The organism is Humibacillus xanthopallidus (assembly GCF_006717145.1).
Taxonomy (GTDB): Bacteria; Actinomycetota; Actinomycetes; order Actinomycetales; family Dermatophilaceae; genus Humibacillus; species Humibacillus xanthopallidus.
The window spans coordinates 150,583-169,383 of the sequence record NZ_VFQF01000002.1; the positions used below are offsets into that span (position 1 = coordinate 150,583).

The following is an 18,801-nucleotide window of genomic DNA, read 5'->3' on the forward strand; positions in this document are numbered from 1 at the left end:
GACGACCCTGCGAACGGCTCCCAGTCCGATGAGAGCCTGACGGGGGCATGCCGATGTCCCCGCCGGTGCCGGCGGGGATTCGGGGCGGGTGAGTCAGGTGTGCCAGGTGACGCCGGTGTCGGTCACGGTGGCGGTGAGGATGCGGTCGTGGACCACGGTGTGGTGTCTGGGGCAGAGCAGGGCGGCGTTGAGCAGGTTGGTCGGGCCGCCGGAGGCCCAGTGGGTCACGTGGTGGGCGTCGCACCAGCTCGGTGGCATGGTGCAGCCCTCCCAGCTGCAGCCCTTGTCGCGGACGGCGAGGGCCAGGCGTTGGGATCGGGTGAAGAGGCGTCTGCGCCGAGCCACGTCGAGCGGCTTGCTGTCGCCGCCGAGGACGAGGGGGATGATCTGGGCGTCGCAGGCCATCCGGCGCACGACGCCGGGGGACAGGACGTCGCCGGACAAGGTGGTGCCGGTGCCCGCTCCGGCGCGGTGGCCGGCACGGCCGCGGCCACCCGCACCCGAGCCGGTCGCGGCCCCGGGCTTGCGCCGGAACGCGTCGGGGATGTCGTCGCCCAGGTCGGTGAGGAGGGTGTCGAGGTCGATGAGGACGACGACCTTGGCCTTGTCCGTGGTCGGGACGCCGTCGCCTGATGCGACTGCGCGCTGGAGCATGGCGAGCAGCGCGTCCATCCGGCGGTGTGCCGGGGTGCGGTCGTCCGGCGCGGTGGTGTGACCGTGCTTGTCTTTCTCGGGCCGCGGGAGGGAGAGCGGGTCGATCGCGGACTTGATGATGGCTGCGCCCTCGGGGTCGAGTACTCCTCGCATGCCGACCATGCCGGTGGCGTTGGGTGGGGTGAACCACAGCCCGCGCGCGTTGCGGCGACCCTTGTCCAGCGCGTCCTCGTCACGAGGCGGCTTGATCTGCTCCGTGTGGTGACGGACGAGCCGGGCGAGCTCTTCGGGCCGTAGCTGGCGGGCCTGGTCGAGCAGGTCGCCCAGGGCGGTGGCGAGGTCGTCGGGGTCGGCGACGGGTGCGGTGCGTCCGTGGAAGTCGATGATCTGGGCGGCGTTGCCGACGGTGACCTGCTGGGTGGCGACGAGCACGCGAAGCCTGGCCCACCTCGGATCAGCCAGTGCTGTGCCGACCGTGACGAAGGCCTTCGCCTGCCCGGCCGTCAGCGAGGCGTCGTGGTGGCGCAGCCAGTCGGCGCGCGACAGCCCGTGGGGTGCGTCGACACCCCGGACCACGAGCTCGGAGACGATGGTGACGAGCGTGACCTCGTGGGTGCGTCGCTCGAGGGCGGCGCGTTCGGCGGCCGCAGTGAGGGCTTCGGTCGGGTGCCGGAAGAGCGGAAGACCGGTGACGGCGTCGACCATGATCGCCTGCTGGAGGTCGCTCTCGCCGCAGTCGCTCGGCGCTGCTGCAGCGCGAGCCGCGGTGGCCTCGATCCACTCCGGGTCATCGATCATCGCGAGCCACTCGGCCTCGCTCAGCGGCTCGACCTCGTAAGGGTCGAGGGCCTCCAGCTCGTCCGCTGACAGCTCGGACCACGGCCCGCACGGCGAGCTGACCGGCCGTGCGTCAGGCGCAACCCGGCGGCTCGCCCGCCGTCGCCTCTGCCCGGACGGTGCTCCAGGCGCGGACGACTCGTCGGACGCGGACGAGCCGGATGCGGACGTGCCAGACGCGGACGAGCCGGATGCGGACGTGCCAGTCGGCGTACCTCGGGCGATGCGCTGCCAGAAGTCACTCGCGGACGTGCCGCCGCTGGAGCGCTGCCGCGTCTCCATGTCGGCGAGCCGGCTCCTGAGGAGCTCGAGCACGTCTGCGTTCTCTGCCATGAAACGACACTAGAGGCGACCACCGACAGTGCCCTTCCTCGCGGACTCGCACCGAGACCCTCCTCTGGACAAGCCCCGACGCGCCCAGGCGAAAGCCGCTCAGCCCAGAGGGCGGATCGACTCCCGCACCTGCAGCGGCATCTCGACAAGGTGCTCCCCCGGAGAGTCCTCAGGTCGCAGCAGCAGCTCCATGGCCTGACGGCCCATCTCCTCGTAAGGCAGACGTGCCGTCGTGAGCGCAGGCCGCATGTAGGAGGCGATCTCGTCGTCGTCGAAGGAGGCGATGGAGACGTCGTCGGGCACGCGCAGCCCGCGCTCTGTCAGCGCCTGCTGCGCACCGAAGGCAACGCGGTCGTTGAGGCAGATGAGCCCGGTCACAGGAGCACCCGACTCCAGCACTCGCTTCGTCGCGTCGTAGCCGTGCCACGGCTCCCAGATCTCGAACTCCTCGACGGCCACGGGTGTGACACCGGCTTCCAGAAGCGCGCGGTGAATCCCGTTGAAGCGACGGTCGATCGTCACCGAAATGTGCGGATCCGACTGCGCCACAGGCGCATTGCCGATGATCGCCAGCCCCGCGCCATGGCCGGCGTCGAGCAGCTGGCGGGTGACGGCATACCCCGCTTGCTCCTCGGAGGGGAGGACCGCGGTGGGCACGGTGGGGCTCACGCAGTTGACGGTGACGGCGCGCATCGACTCGGGGAGGGTCGGCAGTTCGAGCAGTCGGGCGGTGAGGGCGCCGAAAACCAGGCCGTCGACCTGGCGGTCGACCATGAACTCCAGCGCCTTGGCGAGCTGCTTGGGGTGGTTGCCGGTCTCGGCGATGAGCACGCCGGTCTCCTGCTCGTCGGCGATGTCGAGCAGGCCGCGGATCATGGCGGACGCAAAGCGGGTGATCGTCACCTCGTCGGAGATGAAGCCGACGGTGCCGGTGCGGCCGAGGCGCAGCGACCGCGCGGCGGCATTCGGCCGGTAGTTGAGCTCGCGCGCGGCCTCGTGGATGCGCGCGACGGCATCGGCCGACAGCCGCGAGCCCGGCCGGTCGTTGAGCACGAGGCTCACCGCCGTCTTCGACAGCCCTGCGCGCGCGGCGACGTCGGCGAGCGTCGGTCGCTTGGTCACGTCCACCCCTTCGTGCGGGCCCGAGAGCAGCCCGTATGCCGTGGGGCGTCCGTTCGCGACGCCCGTCGTCACCCTAACCCACCGCGAAACGGACATCACCACGTCGTCGCAGGTGAAAAGGTTTTAGCAACCTCTTGTGGACGCGGTCAGAAGCCGCTACGGTCTCGTGCTGAAAGGTTTTAGCACTGGCGCTGACCTTCCCATCACGGAGGAACCGATGAAGCTCACCTCGACCACCAAGCGCGTTGCCGTCGGCCTGCTCGCGGCCGCGCTCCCTCTCTCCATGGCCGCCTGCACCAAGGGCAGCAGCAGTGGCTCGTCCGACGCCGCCGGCGGCGAGCTGACGATGTGGACGCACAACGCCGGCAACAAGGCCGAGCTCGGCGCGATCACGGCGATCGTCAACGACTACAACGCGAGCCAGAGCAAGTACAAGGTCAAGATCCAGGCCTTCCCGCAGGACTCCTACAACCAGTCCGTCGTGGCGGCAGCCGCGAGCAAGAAGCTTCCCTGCATCCTCGACATCGACGGCCCCAACGTGCCGAACTGGGCCTGGGCCGGCTACCTCGCACCGCTCGAGGGCCTCGACAGCACGCTGGCGAAGTACCTCCCGACCGTGCTCGGCAAGGTCGACAACAAGATCTACTCCTACGGCTACTACGACGTCGCGCTCGTCATGGTCACCCGCAAGACCATCCTCGACAAGTACGGCATCCGCATCCCGACGGCCGACCAGCCCTGGACCAAGGACGAGTTCGACGCGGCGCTGAAGAAGATCAAGGCCTCCGGCGACTTCCAGAACCCGCTCGACATCGCGACGAGCTTCACCGGTGAGTGGTGGCCCTACGCCTACTCGCCGATGCTCCAGAGCTTCGGCGGCGACCTCATCGATCGCAAGGAGTACAAGAGCGCCGAGGGTGTCCTCAACGGCCCGCAGGCAGTCGCCTGGGCGACGTGGTTCCGCAGCCTCGTCACCGACGGCCTCGTGCCGCTCAAGTCCGGCGCCGACCCTGCCAAGGACTTCATCAACGGCAAGTCCGCGATCCTCTACAACGGCACGTGGACGGCCGTCGACACGCGCAAGGCCTTCGGCAAGGACACCCTCTTCCTCCCGCCGCCGGACCTCGGCAACGGCCCCAAGATCGGTGGCGGCTCGTGGCAGTGGGGCGTCTCGACGAACTGCGCCAACACCGCCGGCGCGATGGACTACATGAAGTTCGCGGCCCAGGACAAGTACGTCGCGAGCGTCGCCCGTGACACGAACAACATCCCGGCGACCGACGCCGCGGCGGCCCAGGTCAAGGGCTACGAGCAGGGCGGGGAGAACCAGATCTTCCTCGACTACGCGAAGAAGTTCGCGGTGCTCCGCCCCGTGACCGCTGGATACCCCTTCATCGCAACGGAGTTCACGAAGACCGCGCAGGACATCCTCAACGGCGCCGACCCCAAGCAGGCGCTCGACGCGGCGGTCAAGAACATCGACGCGAACCAGAAGTCCAACGGCTACTTCCAGTGAGCATCTGACATGACGACCATCACTGCGGCGGAGCACGCGAATGCTCCGGTGGCCTCGACGCGGAAGCGCAAGCCCATCAAGGGCTCTCGCTCATCGACGACGACGGCGCTGCTCATGCTGGCGCCGGCGGCGGTCCTGCTCATCACCTTCCTGCTCATCCCGATCGGCCTGACGTTCGGGCTGGCCTTCACCAATGCACGGCTCATCTCGCCGCGCCCGGCGGAGTTCGTCGGTGTCGACAACTTCACGCGGCTCTTCGACGACGAGACCTTCTGGGCGTCGCTGCGAAACACGATCATCTTCGCGGTGGTCATCGTGCCGGTGCAGTCGGCGTGCGCCCTCGGGCTGGCGCTGCTCGTCAACGTGAAGATGCGCGGCGTCAACTTCTTCCGCACCGTCTACTTCCTGCCGGTCGTGACGTCGATGGTCGTCGTGTCGATGCTCTGGCTCTTCCTCTACCAGCCGAACGGCCTCATCAACCAGGCGCTGGCCCGCTTCGGCATCCAGGGCCCGGACTGGCTCGGCGACCCGAAGACGGCACTGCTCGCCATCATCCTCATGTCGGCGTGGCAGGCGATGGGCTTCCACATGGTCATCTGGCTGTCGGGGCTCCAGACGATCCCCGGCGAGCTCTACGAGGCGGCCGAGCTCGACGGCGCGGATCGGTGGCAGCAGTTCCGCTACGTCACGTGGCCCGGCCTGCGGGCGACGAGGACCTTCATCCTCATCACCATCACGATCTCGGCCTTCGCGCTCTTCACCCAGGTCAACATCATGACCCAGGGCGGGCCGCTCGACTCGACCTCGACCCTGGTGCTCATGGCGGTCCGTACCGGCTTCCAGCAGCAGCAGACCGGCTACGCGTCGGCGATCTCACTCGCGTTCTTCGTCCTCGTGCTCGCCGTCACCTTGGTCAACCGTCACTTCACCCGAGACAAGGACGTCGTCCGATGAGCGCCACGACCGCACCCGGGCTCGGCTCGGACCACCTCGCCCACATCGCGGACGCACCACCTGCGGAACCGCGGCGGGGCGGGGAGGGGCGACACGGCATACGCCATCTGCTCGGGATCCTCCTGCGCATCGCGCTCTGCCTCGTCTTCGGGCTGCCGCTGCTCTTCATGATCGTGTCCAGCTTCAAGCCGGACCTGCAGATCTTCGATGACCTCGGCAGCATCAAGGCGTTCCTGCCCACCGGCAGCATCTCGGCCGACAACTACACCGGCGTCTTCGGCCGAGTCCCGTTCGCGCAGTTCATGATGAACTCGGTCATCATCACCGTGGTCACCGTCGTGCTGGGCATTGTCGTCAACTCGATGGCCGCGTTCGCCCTGGCTCGGATCGGGTTCAAGGGCGGTGGCATCGTCCTCGGGATCATCCTCGCGACGCTCATCGTCCCGTTCGAGACGCTCGCGCTGCCGCTGCTGTGGTGGTCGAACAAGCTGCCCTTCATCGGGCCCGACGGGATCTCCGAGGGGTGGCTCGACACCTACCAGGTGCAGATCATCCCCTTCATCGCCAACGCCTTCTCGATCTTCCTCTTCTACCAGTACTTCGACTCCATCCCGAAGGAGCTCGACGAGGCGGCGAAGGTCGACGGCGCGGGGTGGTTCCGCATCTACCGCAGCATCGTCATGCCGCTGTCGGGGCCGGCCATCGCCACCGTGGCCATCCTCACCTTCCTGCCCATGTGGAACCAGTACCTCTGGCCCCTCATGGCTGTGCAGACCGAGGAGCTGCGCCCGGTCATGGTCGGCATCGACTACTTCAAGCAGCTCAACACCTCGTGGGGGCAGATCATGGCGTACGCGACGATGATCACCGCGCCCGTGCTGATCCTCTTTATCGCCTTCCAGCGATCGTTCATCAACTCCATCGCCTCATCCGGCGTGAAAGGCTGATCCGTGTTCAAGCTTCCTGAGGCATGGGTCTGGGACTTCTGGCTCGTCGACGACGGTTCTGACTACCACCTCTTCTTCCTGTATGCGTCTCGCGCGCTTCGCGACCCGCACGCCCGGCACTACCGCGCCTCCGTCGGGCACGCTGTGTCGTCTGACCTCGTGCACTGGGAGCGGGTGGTCGATGCGCTCGTGCGCTCGGACGCGCCGGCGTTCGACGACCTCGCGACGTGGACCGGCTCGGTCGTGCGGCACCCGGACGGGCGGTGGTTCATGTTCTACACGGGCGCGTCGCTCACCGCCGACGGGGCCAACGTCCAGAGCATCGGGTATGCCGTCTCGTCTGACCTCTACGTGTGGGACAAGGCGCCCGGGCCTGTGCTTCGGGCGGACGGCGAGTGGTACGAGAAGTACGCGCCTGCGCCGCAAGGGAACTGGCACGACGAGGCGTTCCGCGACCCGTGGGTGGTGGCCGACCCCGAGGGGGACGGGTGGCACATGCTGATCACGGCCCGGTCGGCTGTCGGGCCGGCCGGCGACCCGGGGGATCGGGTCGACCGCGGCGTCGTGGGGCACGCGTGGTCGGCCGACCTGGAGAGCTGGGAGCTGCGCGAGCCGCTGTCGGCGCCGGGCGCTGGCTTCGGGCAGCTCGAGGTGTTCCAGACGCACGTCGTGGACGGTCGCCAGGTGCTCCTCTTCAACTGCGCGGTCGGGGACATGCCCGAGGCAGCGCGGAGGGCCGGCATCACGGGTGGCGTGTGGATCGCCTCGGCCGAGTCGGTGGTGGGGCCCTATGACCTCGCCGGCGCTCGAGAGATCGACGACCCGAGCCTCTACGTCGGCAAGTTCATCGACGACCGCGAGACGGGCGAGACGAAGTTCATGGCCTTCCGCAACGAGACCGGTGGCTCTTTCATCGGCGAGATCACCGACCCCTATGTCGCGAGCTGGGCGGGCGACCGCCTCGTGCTGACGCCTGCGGCCAGCGAGACGTCCAGCGAGGCGGCGCTCGAGGACAGCCTGACGAGCTGAGGGGCTGAGGGGCTGAGGGGCGCCGTCGACGGGGTCAGGGCTGGGCGGCGCGGAGGGCCAGGCCCTCGTCTCGTCGGCGAGCGAGGTCCTGGCGGTTGGCGCTCGTCAGCCACTCCGGGTGCTCGAGGGAGTCGGTGAGGGCATAGGGGTCGAGCCCGACCGCCCGACGGAGCACCTGGGCCCGACTCGAGGCGCTGGCAGTGACGCCGAAGTACGTCCAGACCTCGCCCGCGAGCATGCCGTCACCGCCCCGAGCGACGACGCCGTTGAAGCGACCGACGAGCCACACGATGGCCGCCGCCGCGCTCGCCGTGGAGCCGCGGCGTCGGAAGAGGCCGGGGTCACCTGCCACGACGGCGGCGAGGAAGCGGCGGCAGGCGGTGCGGAACTCGACGTCGAAGCGCTCCGTGGCGAGCTCGTCGATGGGCTGCAGGGTCTCGGACACGGGTCCGTGGATGTCGGACGGGACTGTGCTCCAGTCGAACTCCTCGTCAGGCAGCGGCTCGAGGTCGAGAGCCGAGAGAGCCTCGCGCCCGCCGACCTGCTCGGCGGCGCGGTCGATCATGAACTCCGCCCAGGCGAAGTCGCTCTGTGACTCCATGACCGGGAGGATCCCTACAGGATCGCCGAGGAGGGCCGCATAGTCCTGGACTGCCTGGCGGAGGCGGGTGGCCTCGAAGGAGGTCACGATGGCGATGTAGTCGGGGCCACTGCGGTCGACGGCATCGCGGACGGCGGCGATCTGTTTGGGCGACGCCCCAACTTCGGCCAGGCACCACGCGGCAAACACCTTGAGCAGCTGTGGAACTCGCTTGGCAACGGTTCGGTCCACGAGCGTCGTGCGCGGGAGCAGCCCGAAGAGGAGCAACTCGACGCGCTCGGGGGACCACTTGAGGAAAGCCTTGTCGTTCATGGACTCGCTGGCGCAGAGAGTGAGGGCCAGCGCCATCCGGTCCGTGCCGTCGGGCCTGAGGTCGAGGCCCGCGGCGGTGGCCTCGGGGGATGCGGCGAAGCGGTCGACGAGCTCGCGCCGCGACGAGAGCAGCTCCTCGGCGAGTCGTGAGCTGACGGACCGGGAGTCGGTGTCGAGGTCGTCGAAGTCCTCAAAGTCCTCGAAGTCTTCGTGCTCGGCCCAGCCCAGGCCGCCCTCCGGCATCGTCTGCAGCAGCCACCGCAGAATCGGGCGGCTGGCTGGCCAGGTGTCCGACTCCGGGTCCCAGTCCTCTTCGTCGCTCTCGTCGAGAGCCTCCTCGACGAGGCTTCGGGCCTCGGCCAGGTCGAGCTCCTCGATGTCGAAGTCAGGGGCGCCGGGCCCTTCCTGGCCTGCCGTGTCGTCGAGCCGGCTGAGGACCTCCTCGATCGGGGCGGGCACCGGGAACGCGTCGCGCACGACCGTGCCACGCGCGTGGTCGACGTAGACGAGGAAGGTCGCCCCATGGCCGCCGGACCAGTCGAGGCCGAGGACGACGTTGGCGCCGCGGTCGCCGTCGGCCGCCATCAGATGGGCCTTGGTCACTCGCGTGTCGCGAAGGTCCCTCAGCCACAGCGGCATCGGCTGACGGCGGTGGGCCAGCTCGGCGTCGATGTCGCCGACCATCTCCGCGTCGCGCACGAGCACGGCGAGGGCGTTCAGTGCCGCGGTCGTCTCGGCGAGGTCGATGCCGATGAACGACTCGACGACCGGGGCCAGGGCGGCGGCTCCACCCCCTTCCGGCCAGCCGCCGGTGTCGGGGATGTCGTCGGCGGGGCCAGGACCGCTCTCCGCGACCTCGACCAGGGTCGACACGAAGGCGAGGAACGACCACGGGTTGTCATCGCGCAGTCTGCGTCGCAGATCGACGACCATCGGCTGAATCGCGTCGCCGGGCACCGTCGTGCCGCGCTTCGGCTGGGCAGCCCCGCCGTGCACGATGCGCAGCCGCGCGTCACCCCTGCCCCGCTTGCCTGCTCGCCTGCTCACGTGCCTCGTTCTCCCGATGCCGTATGCCGTCCGGTGCGTCTTGGCGCGCATCCTCCCATTGCCGGCCGGAGCGTTGGGGCAGGCGTGGGCGCGATCGTCCTGAGCGCCGGCGAGCGCTTCGGCTGGAGGGTGTCGCGGCGGCCTCGCCAGGTGCACGCGCGGATAGAGTGGGCCGGTCATTGCGGACCGACGGGCTTCCCTCCGGACATGCCCCCACACCGCACGAGTCACTTCGTGCTGCCAGGGGACCTGTTCGTGCACCTTCTTCGCACCTCCGTTCGCGGATTTTCCGCGTTGGAGGCCCACCTCGTCGACCGCCTCACTGAGCAGATGAGCATCCAGACCGGTCATCGCCCTGCGGCCAGCGAGTCGCGTTCTTGGGAGCGAAGCCTGCCGGCCCTTCGCGCTGACCTTGTCTCGGCCGGGCTGGACGATGTCGAGATGCTCATCGAGTACCAGTTGCCGTTGACCAGCAAGCGCGCGGACGTCGTCCTCGCAGGCACCCATCCGAAGACTGGGCTCCCGTCCTACGTCGTGGTGGAGCTGAAGCAGTGGAGTGCCGCCGAGAGCTTTGAGGGAAGCGACACCCTGGTGACAGTCGAGCAGTACGGCCGCCGCGCGGTCACTCACCCCGCGCTGCAGGTCGCGGACTACGGTGACTACCTCTCGTCCTTCACCGCGATGCTGGCAGAGCAGCCACACTCGCTCGCCGGTGTCGCCTACTTGCACAACGCCACCGACCTCGGGGTCGCAGACCTCCTGGACAGGCCGAGCACGAAAGAGGGGTCGCTCTTCACCGGCCAGCGCCGGGGAGCGTTTGTCGACTATCTGCGATCGCTCCTCGCCCCGGGAGAGGGTGGAGCGGCCGCTGCGGACGCCCTTCTGAGAAGCAAGATTCAACCGAGCAAGCAGTTGTTGGCCGTGGCTGCCGAAGAGGTCCAGAACAGGGAGCAGTTCGTGCTCCTCGACGAGCAACGTGACGCCTACGAGCACGTCGTGCATGCCGTCGAACGAGCTCGGCGGTCCAACACCAAGACTGCCGTTGTGGTCAGCGGCGGGCCGGGCAGCGGCAAGTCCGTGATTGCACTGTCGCTCGTGGGCGAGCTTTCGCGGCAGGGGCGCTCCGTCATGCATGCGACAGGATCGCGTTCCTTCACCATGACCCTGCGCAAGGTGGCAGGTAAGCGAGCTCCCCGCGTGCAGAAGCTCTTCACCTACTTCAACTCGTTCATGACGGCCGAGCCAAACGACCTCGACTGTCTCATCCTCGATGAGGCACACCGTATCCGCGAGACCTCCGTGAGTCGCTACACCCGGAAGGAGTTGCGGAGCGTCGGACGGCCCCAGATTCACGAGCTCCTCTCTGCCGCGAAGGTGCCGGTGTTCCTCCTGGATGAGCATCAGGTCGTGCGGCCCGGGGAGATGGGAACGGTTGAGGACATCGAGGCTCATGCCGAGGCCATGGGTCTCAAAGTCGAACACATCAACCTCAACGACCAGTTCCGTTGCGGCGGCTCCGAGGTTTTCGTGGACTGGGTATTGCGCCTGCTTGGTCTGAAGCCAGGCGGCCCAGTCGAGTGGCGAGGCGATGACGGCTTTAGCGTCTCAGTGGCCGACACCCCGGAGGAGCTCGAGCACGTTCTCAGGACGAGGCAGGACGACGGCTATTCGGCGCGGATGGCGGCCGGCTACTGCTGGCCGTGGAGCGATCCCCACGCCGACGGGACCTTGGTCGACGATGTGCAGATCGATGGCTGGTCTCATCCGTGGAATCTGCGCGGCGATCGATCCGTCGGCGGCGCTCCGCCTGCTGCCCTGTGGGCAAGCGACCCCGCTGGCTTCGGCCAGGTCGGGTGCGTCTACACAGCCCAGGGCTTCGAATACGACCACGCGGGCGTCATCATCGGGCCGGACTTCATTTGGCGAGAGGGAAGGTGGCTCTCCGTGCGAGAGGCCAACCGAGACCCCGACTTCAAGAACCGCACGAAGGTGCCTGACGCGCACTTCGACCGCCTGGTGCGCAACGTGTACAAGGTCCTCCTCACGCGTGGCATGCAAAGCGTCACCATCTACTCAACGGATCCGCAGACGCGCGAGTTCCTGCGAGACCTGGTTAACCACTGAGAGCTCGAGACCGGCACCGCCAAGGCCGTTCGCTGTCCTGTGGCAAACGCGTCGAAGTGGGTCACTCTCTGCGCCGATCGGTTGACCGTATGACGGCCATACTTCTCAGATGAATAACCCCAACGGTCGGCGTACCCCGCTCGTGGTCACGTTGAGGGACTCTGCCGACGCGCGCCTGTTTGTAGAGCTGTCGAGCTACGGGTCGGACCTCACCGAGGCTCGCCACGCCTTGGACCTCGCGGTGCAAGGTAAGGAGGAAGGCTCCCCGTTGGCAGAGGCTGCGCCGTACTTGGTCGGGTTCGCCGTGGTGGCCTATTGCCGCACGATCCTGCACTCGAACGTGCGGGGCCGGCTGACGGATCACGTGACTGTCCCTGCAGAGCTCAGCGTGGTCCACGACCAAGTCCGGGCTTTCCGCAACGCCACGATCGCGCACTCACAGTCTGAACTCGCCGTCACGTACCCGACCGCTCTTCTGGACGCTGACACGCTGGAAGTGCAATACGTAGGTGCAGCAACAATGATCAGCTCGCTTCCCTCGCCCTTGGTGGGGAGGTTCCGAACGTTGGTGGCGGTCATGGAGGAACTGCTTGATGTCGCCATCCAGCCCGTGCGAGCGCGGCTTGAAGCTGCACTCCGAGCGATGGACCCTCGGGAGCGTGCTACAGGTGCGCTCCCTACCGTGCAAGAAAAGCTCGCCAATGAGTTTGAGCCCCGGACGAAGCGTCCGCCCTACCCGACGTCCCACACGATCTATTGGGAGCCGGGCGCAAGTACCGACGATAGCGACGGCGCCCAACCTCGGACAGCTCCTTGAGGCGCCGCCGCTTGGTACCAACGCGGCGAAGTGGGTCACGTAATACCTCGTCCGCTCAAGCGGACCTCGGCGAGAACTCATACGGGGGACGACGAAGGTGTGTGTTGGATTTCGCGAGGTGTCCCGATTGTGACGCGTCGGGTGCGGTGTTCGTAGATACTCGTCACTCGGACATGGGAGACGGGTTTCGGGGGCCGCATGCAAGAACACGTGGAGATGGTCCGCGTCGGCCAGGCCGCCCGGTGTTCGTGTGGCGAAGGTTTGCGCCCGGGTGAACGCGCTGGACGGCTCGGGGGCGGCTCTGAGCTGTTGTGTCTGTGGTGCCTTGCCGACCTGCAGGCAGGACGACGGCGACCTCGCCCAAGGCGCACGCAGACACCGTGGCCCGAACCGGTTGTCTCGCCGCGAGCCGCAGCTTCGACGACGCGCCGAGCCGCTACCACTGCACGACGCCGCGGCTCCACGGTGGTGCCGGTGGTGATCGCGCTGCTTGTCGTAGCGGCCGTTCTCTATGGGCGATTGGCAGTGTTCGAAACGGGCGGGGATGGTGCCGCCCTTGGCGGGGTGCCCATCTTGGGGCGTGACGTCACCAGTTGGGGCTACGGCACGCGGCTCACGGGTGGTGATCCTAGGGACACCAGTGGCATCTGGCCCCCTGCACCGCCGGACGCTCGAGCGGAGCCGCTTGGCACGCCGCCGCCGAGTGCCTCGTCGTCCACCGACTACGCCTTCATGCACACGATTCCCGAACTCGGCGGTCAGCCGGTGCGGTGGGACCCGTGCCGCCCGATCCATCTGGTCCTCCACAACGCACAGGCGCCTGCGGGGGCTGAGCAGCTGCTTCGTGAAGCGGTCGCCTTGGTGTCCTCTGCCACTGGACTGCAGTTCGTCATCGACGGTGTGACTACGGAGACACCGACAAGCAAACGGGCGCCGATGGTGCCTCGGTATGGCGACCGATGGTCGCCAGTGCTTGTCGCGTGGACCGACCCCTCGGTCATGCCTGATCTCCACGGCCCAGTAGCTGGGGTCGCCGGGCCGGCCGGGGCCCCGCACTACACCTCTGATCAGCAACACTGGGTGAGCGGAACCGTCTACCTCGACGGGCCCCAGTTCCGGGCGCTTCTCCAGTCGGTCGACGGCTCGGCCGCGGCTCGCGCCATCGTCATGCACGAGTTCGGTCATCTCGTCGGCCTCGCGCACGTGCCCGCGCAGGACCAGCTCATGTATGAAAGCAACATAGGCCAGCGTGGATTCGGCCCCGGCGACAAGGAAGGCCTCAGACAGCTCGGCCTCGGCCCATGCTTCACCGGCTAGCACCCCGAGGCCGCGGCCAGCTGCGCCATGCAGACGAAAGGCCCGACTGGCTGCGAAGTGGGGCGCCCAGTTAGAGACGGCAGCGGTCGGCGATTACCCCGGCTTGAACGCGGTTGTCGACGCCGAGCTTGGTGAAGGCGCTCTGCAGGTGCGTCTTGACCGTCGTCTCGCTGACGTAGAGTTCGCGCGCCAGATCGGCGTTTGTCAGCCCGCGCGTCAGACCCGAGACCACGTTGCGTTCCCGTGTCGTCAACGTCGCCATCAACCGTCTGGCCGCATCGCGTCGCGTCGCCGCTGGGTCATCTCGCACCTGTGTGAAGAGCTGGGCGGCAGTCTTCGGTGACACGGCGCCGAGCCCCTCGGCGACGTTGCGTATCCCGCCGCAGATCTCCTCGGGCGAGGCGGTCTTGAGGAGGAAGCCGTCGGCGCCGGCGCGGATCGCCCGCTGAGCCACGTCGTCGTGATCGAAGACGGTGAACATCAGCACCTTCGGCGCTTCCGGCCGCGCCTTGACCGCCGCAATGGTTTCGATGCCACCCATGCGGGCCATGCGAACGTCGAGGACGATGACGTCGGGCCGGTGAGCCTGCACCGCCGCGACGACTTTGTCGCCGTCACTCACCTCGGCCACGACCTCGAGGTCCGACGCCGCACCGAGCATGTGCCGCAGGCCCATCCGCACCATCGGATCGTCGTCGACGAGCATCACGCGAACCCTCTGCACAGAGGTGCCGCCACTCATGTTGTCCATGGGGCTCCCTTCGTCGACTCAGTGGCGGGGGCACGCCACGGCAGGCGGATCGACACCCTGAACGCGGCATCGTCTCCGACTCCCGACTCCATGTCCCCGCCGTAGCGTTCGACTCTCTCCCGGATGCCGATCAGACCCATCCCCGCTCGCCGCTCGACGGTCACACCTGAATCAGACTGCGAACCGACAGGTGGCGAGAGGTGGTTTGCCGTGGCGATCACGAGGTGTCCTTCCTCGGCTCCGCCGGTAACCGAGAGCCGAACGCTCACGGATGGCGCGTGTTTGCGAGCATTGGTCAACAGCTCCTGCACGATCCGATAGGCCGCTCGTGCAATGTGCGGATCCAAGGTCTCGCCATCCTCGACGAAGACCGTGGCCACCAAGGGCATGCCAGCGCTCACCGAGTCATCGATGAGCTCACGGACGTGGCGCAGCGTCGTCGTCGGCGCCGCGACGTCGGGGTCGCCGGCGTTGCGGAGCAGGTCCAGCAGGCTGTGCAGCTCGGCAACCGACCGAGCGGCGGTCTCACGAACCACCTGCGCCGATTCCCTCATCTGCAGTGTCGCGGGACCGCCGGGCGTGGCACCCGCGGACGTGTCAGCCATGGCCTGAAGTGCCCCTGCATGCACCGACAGAATCGAGAGGTTGTGGCCCAGGCCGTCATGGATCTCGCGGGCGAGGCGCTCGCGCTCGGCCTGGCGAGACAGCTGATCGGTGAGCGACGAGACCGCGGAACGCTCCTCGGCCACGACCACCTGAGCGGTCTGAAGGTCCGCTCTGGTCCGCATCCAAACGCCAATGCCGACGAAGGCCCCGAAGACGAGGATGGTCAACACAATCGGCACGTACCACGCGATCGGCTCGACCCCCGGGCTGAGAAGGCTCCCCCAGAACGACATCGACCGCGGCTCCATGTGCACATCGCGCCAGGTCGCGAGTGCGGTGGCAACAAATACGAGGGGACCCAGACGCCACAGGTCTGAGCGTGGTCGCCACATGATGACTGAGGTGAGGCCGATCAGGGCCACAGTGGGGCCGAGGACGAGAACGGCCGCGAGCGCACCGGAGATGGTGAGAGCCACGGGGAGTCGGCGGCGCCAGATGACAGCCACGGACAGTCCTACAGCCACGAGGGACAGCAGGCCGGCCAGATTGCCCATCGACCGAGCTGGCATCGTCGAGGTGCCGTCGGCGAGCGCCTGCCGCATGTCGAAGGCGGTCACGGTGAAGGCCATGTCCACGAGGGCGAGGCAGACGAGGCCCAAACTGCGCAACCGGCGCGCCGCAAGGTCGCGGCGCGCAAGATCGCGCATCCACGAGGGCAGACCGGACGGCATACCCCAGAAGGTATGGCATTGCCCCGACGGGACTGTCACCCACCCGGTCAGTCCTGTCACCGGCTTCTCATCCTTTCGGTCGGCGGATCGGGCTGCCCGACCGAGGCGCGGTGGCACACGCTCGCGAGACGGTCTCCCTCATCACGTCAGCACTACCGAGGAGATCCACCATGAGCACCAACAGCCCGCAGCCGCCCGCCCCGGACGCGTGGCAGCCCCCTCACGTGCCGGCTCCGCCGGCGCCGTCCGGACCTGCAGCGCCGGAGCCGCCGCGCAAGAACTGGTTCGCGCGCCACAAGATCCTCACTGGACTGCTGGCTCTCGTCCTCTTCGGTGCGATCGCATCTGCTGTCAACGGGGGAGGCAGCACGCCTGCAGCCACGAGTTCCCCCGCGGCAGGTCTGGCTTCCGCCGAGGACGCCGGCACCGCCCCCAGCGAGCAGCCGAAGGAGGAGACGAAGCAGGAGGCGCCGTCTGAGGCGAAGATGGGCCAGAAGGTCCGCGATGGACAGTTCGAGTTCACCGTGACCAAGGTCAAGTCCGGCGTCAAGAGCGTCGGTGACGAGTACGTCAACCAGAAGGCACAAGGGCAGTACGTCCTCGTCAGCATCACCGTGAGCAACATCGGCGACAAGGCGCAGATGCTGGCCGACTCGTCGCAGAAGGTGCGCGACGCCAAGGGTCGCGAGTTCTCCACCGACACGGCCGCGGCGATCTACATCAAGGACAACCAGGTCTTCATCAACGAGATCAATCCGGGCAACTCCGTCAAGGGCACGCTCGTCTTCGACATGCCGAAGGGCACCGCCCCGGCCAGCATCGAGCTGCACGACTCGCCGTTCTCCGGTGGCGTCACCGTCAAGCTGAGCTGAGCCGAGCTGAGCCGAGCTCTCGTATGCCGGTGGTGGGCGTCACGCTGTGACGCGGGGCGCGGCGCCCACGACCGCGCTTGGGACTGGGGGTAGCTCCGCGGCCCTCGTCGCGGGACCTGGACTTCGTCGCCAGGGCGCGAATCGGACCAGCGGCTCAGGCGCAGTTTACGCAGACGCCCGAGAGTGGCATCTCCATGAAGCACGTCGGACACACGGCTCCGCGCCGCACCTCTGCAGCCGCGACGCGTGGCTGGCGCTCCCGGACCTCACGCGTCCGAGCGCTCAGCGTGGGCTGGGCGTCCGCCGGGACGTCGGCTCCCCAGTGCCGGTAGCACTCCAGCCGCGAGGCCGCCGCGTGCATCTCCCGCTCGAGCTGGTCGCCGATCGGCTTCTGGCCGTAGACGCGCAGCACCTCGTCGTAGGCCGAGCCCACCTGGCCGTCATCCTTGTGGACGACGAGAGACATGAGCGGCGGCTCGTTGCGCACATGGTTGACCTTGACGAGGTCGGCCAGCAGGCCGCCGATCCAGTTGCGCATCGCGGAGTGTGTCCACAGTGATGAGCGGCGTTGCACCTCCTCCGCGAGCTCGGAGTAGGTGATGACGGCGTTGTAGCGACCCGCGGTCTCCACCAGCACCTCGTAGGCATGCTTCGCCCAGTAGGGCTGTGCCACCTTGGGCGTCACATAGGTCTCGCTGTCAGACACGGCTGGCCGTTCCCTTCCTCGACGCTCGACACAGACAGTCTCCACCGTCGCAGGTGCGCCGCCGCCGCGACCCCTGCTGCCAGCCCCGATGACGTATGCCGTGTCACCGGCCCACGTCGCACCTGGGCTGGGGACAACGCGGAGGCCGATTGCCGGATCTGCGGTTGAGTCATCGGAGACGTCACCGAGGAACGGAGTCTCCCTTGTCAGCCGCCCGCAGGCTCGTGTCGCTACTCGGTGCAACAGCGGTGACCGCCGCCGCAGCCGCCGGCTGCTCCATGACAGGGGACTTCACGTCGCCCACGTCGAGCGCAGTCTCGCGTCCGGTGACCGCTGCTCCCCAGCCGACGTCGACCGGCACGGACACGGCGGCGGCCTCACCGGGCCGGGCGGCCTCGACGGTCGCCTGGCGTTCGCGAGAGCCCGGCCCCGACCTCCTGCACGACCACACGTGGGCCGGTGCGGAGGCCTACGTCGAGGACTACCTGGTGCGTCTCAACGACGCCTGGACCACGCCACAGCCGTCACTGCTCGACAACCGTGCGAGCAAGTCCTGTGGCACGTGCGCCAACTTCCGCGAGGCTGCGGCGTACCTCGCTCGGAAGGGTCAGCGGCACGAGGCGCCCATGCTCGTCATCTCCGACGTCTCCGTGACGATCTGGCGGCCCACCGTCCGCATCACCGCGGACCTGCGCCAGCCTCGTCACCACATCGTCGACAAGCGCGGCCGCAAGGTTCAGCGCATCGAGCATGCTCGTGCCTACTTCTACGTGGAGCTCGCCTACCGTGGGCGGTGGTGGATCGAGAAGGTCGGCATCGAAGCGGTCAACGATGACGGAACCTATCTCGAGCGGTAGCAGGCCGCTGCCTCGGGCAGGCCGTCTCAGGCGCTGGCCGCGTCGGCCTCCGTCAACCAGTCGATCATCTGGTCGGTGGTGGTGACCTGTGCGAAGAGCGCACCGACCGTCGCGAGCGACGCCCGCTGGACCTCCTCGATGCTGAGGCCCGGCACGCCACCCGTCGTCATCGCGTCGCTGATGAAGAACGCACGGACATCGCGGACCATCGCCTCACGAGCTGTGGTCTCGCAGCAGACGTTGGTCTCGATGCCGGTGATGATGATCGTGTCGACTCCGAGCCTCTCGAGCCGATCGAGCAGGTCGGTGTCGTGGAAGGCGCCGAAGTGCGGCTTCTCGAGGAACTGGTCGCCGGGCTCGATGACGAGGGACTCGTGGAAGGCCGCCGTCTGCGAGGTGCGCTCGAGCATTCCGTCACGCCCCGACGGGAACAGCTCGCCGAGCAGGCCGGTGTCGGCGCCGGCAGGGTGGGCGTGGCGCACGTGGATGACCGGGATGCCGACCGAACGACACACAGCAGCAAGGCGGTTGATCCGATCGACGACCTCGAGTGAGTTGGCCGCCATCTCGACGAAGACGTTCTGGATGTCGACGTTGAGCAGGGCCATGCGCCGCGGGTCGACCTCGAGCTCGATCATGGGCCGGCCTCCTCAGGTGCTGACGCGACC

At 67.9% G+C, this 18,801-nt stretch carries 16 protein-coding genes; 9 read left to right on the forward strand and 7 right to left on the reverse strand.

Annotation, left to right across the window (positions count from 1 at the left end; translation table 11 throughout):
* Positions 1-93: 93 nt before the first annotated feature.
* Together FHX52_RS11760 and FHX52_RS11765 are read right to left on the reverse strand one after the other, a co-directional pair.
* Complete coding sequence (locus FHX52_RS11760; protein WP_246069940.1) at positions 94-1,824, reverse strand: HNH endonuclease signature motif containing protein; 1,731 nt, start codon at positions 1,822-1,824, stop codon at positions 94-96.
* Positions 1,825-1,923: 99 nt separating this feature from the next.
* Positions 1,924-3,042, reverse strand: a complete 1,119-nt coding sequence (locus tag FHX52_RS11765; protein WP_141822286.1) for a LacI family DNA-binding transcriptional regulator — start codon at positions 3,040-3,042, stop codon at positions 1,924-1,926.
* A 121-nt stretch (positions 3,043-3,163) separates the two neighbouring features.
* On the opposite strand from FHX52_RS11765, the gene FHX52_RS11770 reads away from it, so the two are divergent.
* Genes FHX52_RS11770 through FHX52_RS11785 form a run of 4 tightly spaced genes read left to right on the forward strand, consistent with a single transcriptional unit; the run spans position 3,164 to position 7,392 of the window.
* Positions 3,164-4,462 carry an ABC transporter substrate-binding protein gene (locus tag FHX52_RS11770; protein ID WP_141822287.1) on the forward strand — a complete coding sequence of 433 codons (1,299 nt, stop codon included), beginning with the start codon at positions 3,164-3,166 and terminating at the stop codon, positions 4,460-4,462.
* 9 nt (positions 4,463-4,471) lie between these two features.
* A complete protein-coding gene (locus tag FHX52_RS11775) occupies positions 4,472-5,416 on the forward strand; it encodes a carbohydrate ABC transporter permease (protein WP_141822288.1) in 945 nt (314 codons plus the stop codon).
* Entirely contained in the window at positions 5,413-6,363 is a 951-nt protein-coding gene (locus FHX52_RS11780) for a carbohydrate ABC transporter permease (RefSeq protein WP_141822289.1), read from the forward strand. Before FHX52_RS11775 ends, FHX52_RS11780 begins: the two co-directional genes overlap by 4 nt.
* Positions 6,364-6,366: 3 nt before the next feature.
* Positions 6,367-7,392: a glycoside hydrolase family protein gene (locus tag FHX52_RS11785; protein WP_141822290.1), complete on the forward strand. Its 1,026-nt coding sequence runs from the start codon at positions 6,367-6,369 to the stop codon at positions 7,390-7,392.
* 34 nt (positions 7,393-7,426) lie between these two features.
* Here FHX52_RS11785 and FHX52_RS11790 read toward each other — a convergent pair whose 3' ends face one another.
* A complete protein-coding gene (locus FHX52_RS11790; RefSeq protein ID WP_141822291.1) occupies positions 7,427-9,352 on the reverse strand; it encodes a DUF6398 domain-containing protein in 1,926 nt (641 codons plus the stop codon).
* Between the two features lie 330 nt (positions 9,353-9,682).
* On the opposite strand from FHX52_RS11790, the gene FHX52_RS11795 reads away from it, so the two are divergent.
* The 3 genes from FHX52_RS11795 to FHX52_RS23865 all read left to right on the forward strand — a co-directional run bounded on the left by FHX52_RS11795 (position 9,683) and on the right by FHX52_RS23865 (position 13,610).
* Entirely contained in the window at positions 9,683-11,476 is a 1,794-nt protein-coding gene (locus FHX52_RS11795; RefSeq protein WP_141822292.1) for a DUF2075 domain-containing protein, read from the forward strand.
* 109 nt (positions 11,477-11,585) lie between these two features.
* Positions 11,586-12,293 carry a hypothetical protein gene (locus FHX52_RS11800; RefSeq protein WP_141822293.1) on the forward strand — a complete coding sequence of 236 codons (708 nt, stop codon included), beginning with the start codon at positions 11,586-11,588 and terminating at the stop codon, positions 12,291-12,293.
* 999 nt (positions 12,294-13,292) lie between these two features.
* A complete protein-coding gene (locus FHX52_RS23865) occupies positions 13,293-13,610 on the forward strand; it encodes a matrixin family metalloprotease (RefSeq protein ID WP_342777965.1) in 318 nt (105 codons plus the stop codon).
* A gap of 70 nt (positions 13,611-13,680) precedes the next feature.
* Here FHX52_RS23865 and FHX52_RS11810 read toward each other — a convergent pair whose 3' ends face one another.
* Together FHX52_RS11810 and FHX52_RS11815 are read right to left on the reverse strand one after the other, a co-directional pair.
* A complete protein-coding gene (locus FHX52_RS11810; RefSeq protein WP_221630583.1) occupies positions 13,681-14,361 on the reverse strand; it encodes a response regulator in 681 nt (226 codons plus the stop codon).
* A complete protein-coding gene (locus FHX52_RS11815; RefSeq protein ID WP_141822295.1) occupies positions 14,349-15,698 on the reverse strand; it encodes a sensor histidine kinase in 1,350 nt (449 codons plus the stop codon). The genes FHX52_RS11810 and FHX52_RS11815 overlap by 13 nt, the downstream gene beginning before the upstream one ends.
* A gap of 170 nt (positions 15,699-15,868) precedes the next feature.
* Here FHX52_RS11815 and FHX52_RS11820 point away from each other — a divergent pair, with 170 nt between their 5' ends.
* Positions 15,869-16,570 carry a DUF4352 domain-containing protein gene (locus FHX52_RS11820; protein WP_141822296.1) on the forward strand — a complete coding sequence of 234 codons (702 nt, stop codon included), beginning with the start codon at positions 15,869-15,871 and terminating at the stop codon, positions 16,568-16,570.
* 154 nt (positions 16,571-16,724) lie between these two features.
* On the opposite strand, the gene FHX52_RS11825 is transcribed toward FHX52_RS11820, so the two are convergent.
* A complete protein-coding gene (locus FHX52_RS11825; RefSeq protein WP_141822297.1) occupies positions 16,725-17,276 on the reverse strand; it encodes a hypothetical protein in 552 nt (183 codons plus the stop codon).
* Between the two features lie 326 nt (positions 17,277-17,602).
* Between FHX52_RS11825 and FHX52_RS11830 the strand changes: the two genes are divergently transcribed.
* Positions 17,603-18,133, forward strand: coding sequence for a hypothetical protein (locus tag FHX52_RS11830; RefSeq protein ID WP_141822298.1), 531 nt, complete (start codon positions 17,603-17,605; stop codon positions 18,131-18,133).
* A 26-nt stretch (positions 18,134-18,159) separates the two neighbouring features.
* Here FHX52_RS11830 and FHX52_RS11835 read toward each other — a convergent pair whose 3' ends face one another.
* Positions 18,160-18,771: an isochorismatase family protein gene (locus FHX52_RS11835; protein WP_141822299.1), complete on the reverse strand. Its 612-nt coding sequence runs from the start codon at positions 18,769-18,771 to the stop codon at positions 18,160-18,162.
* Positions 18,772-18,801 lie beyond the last annotated feature (30 nt).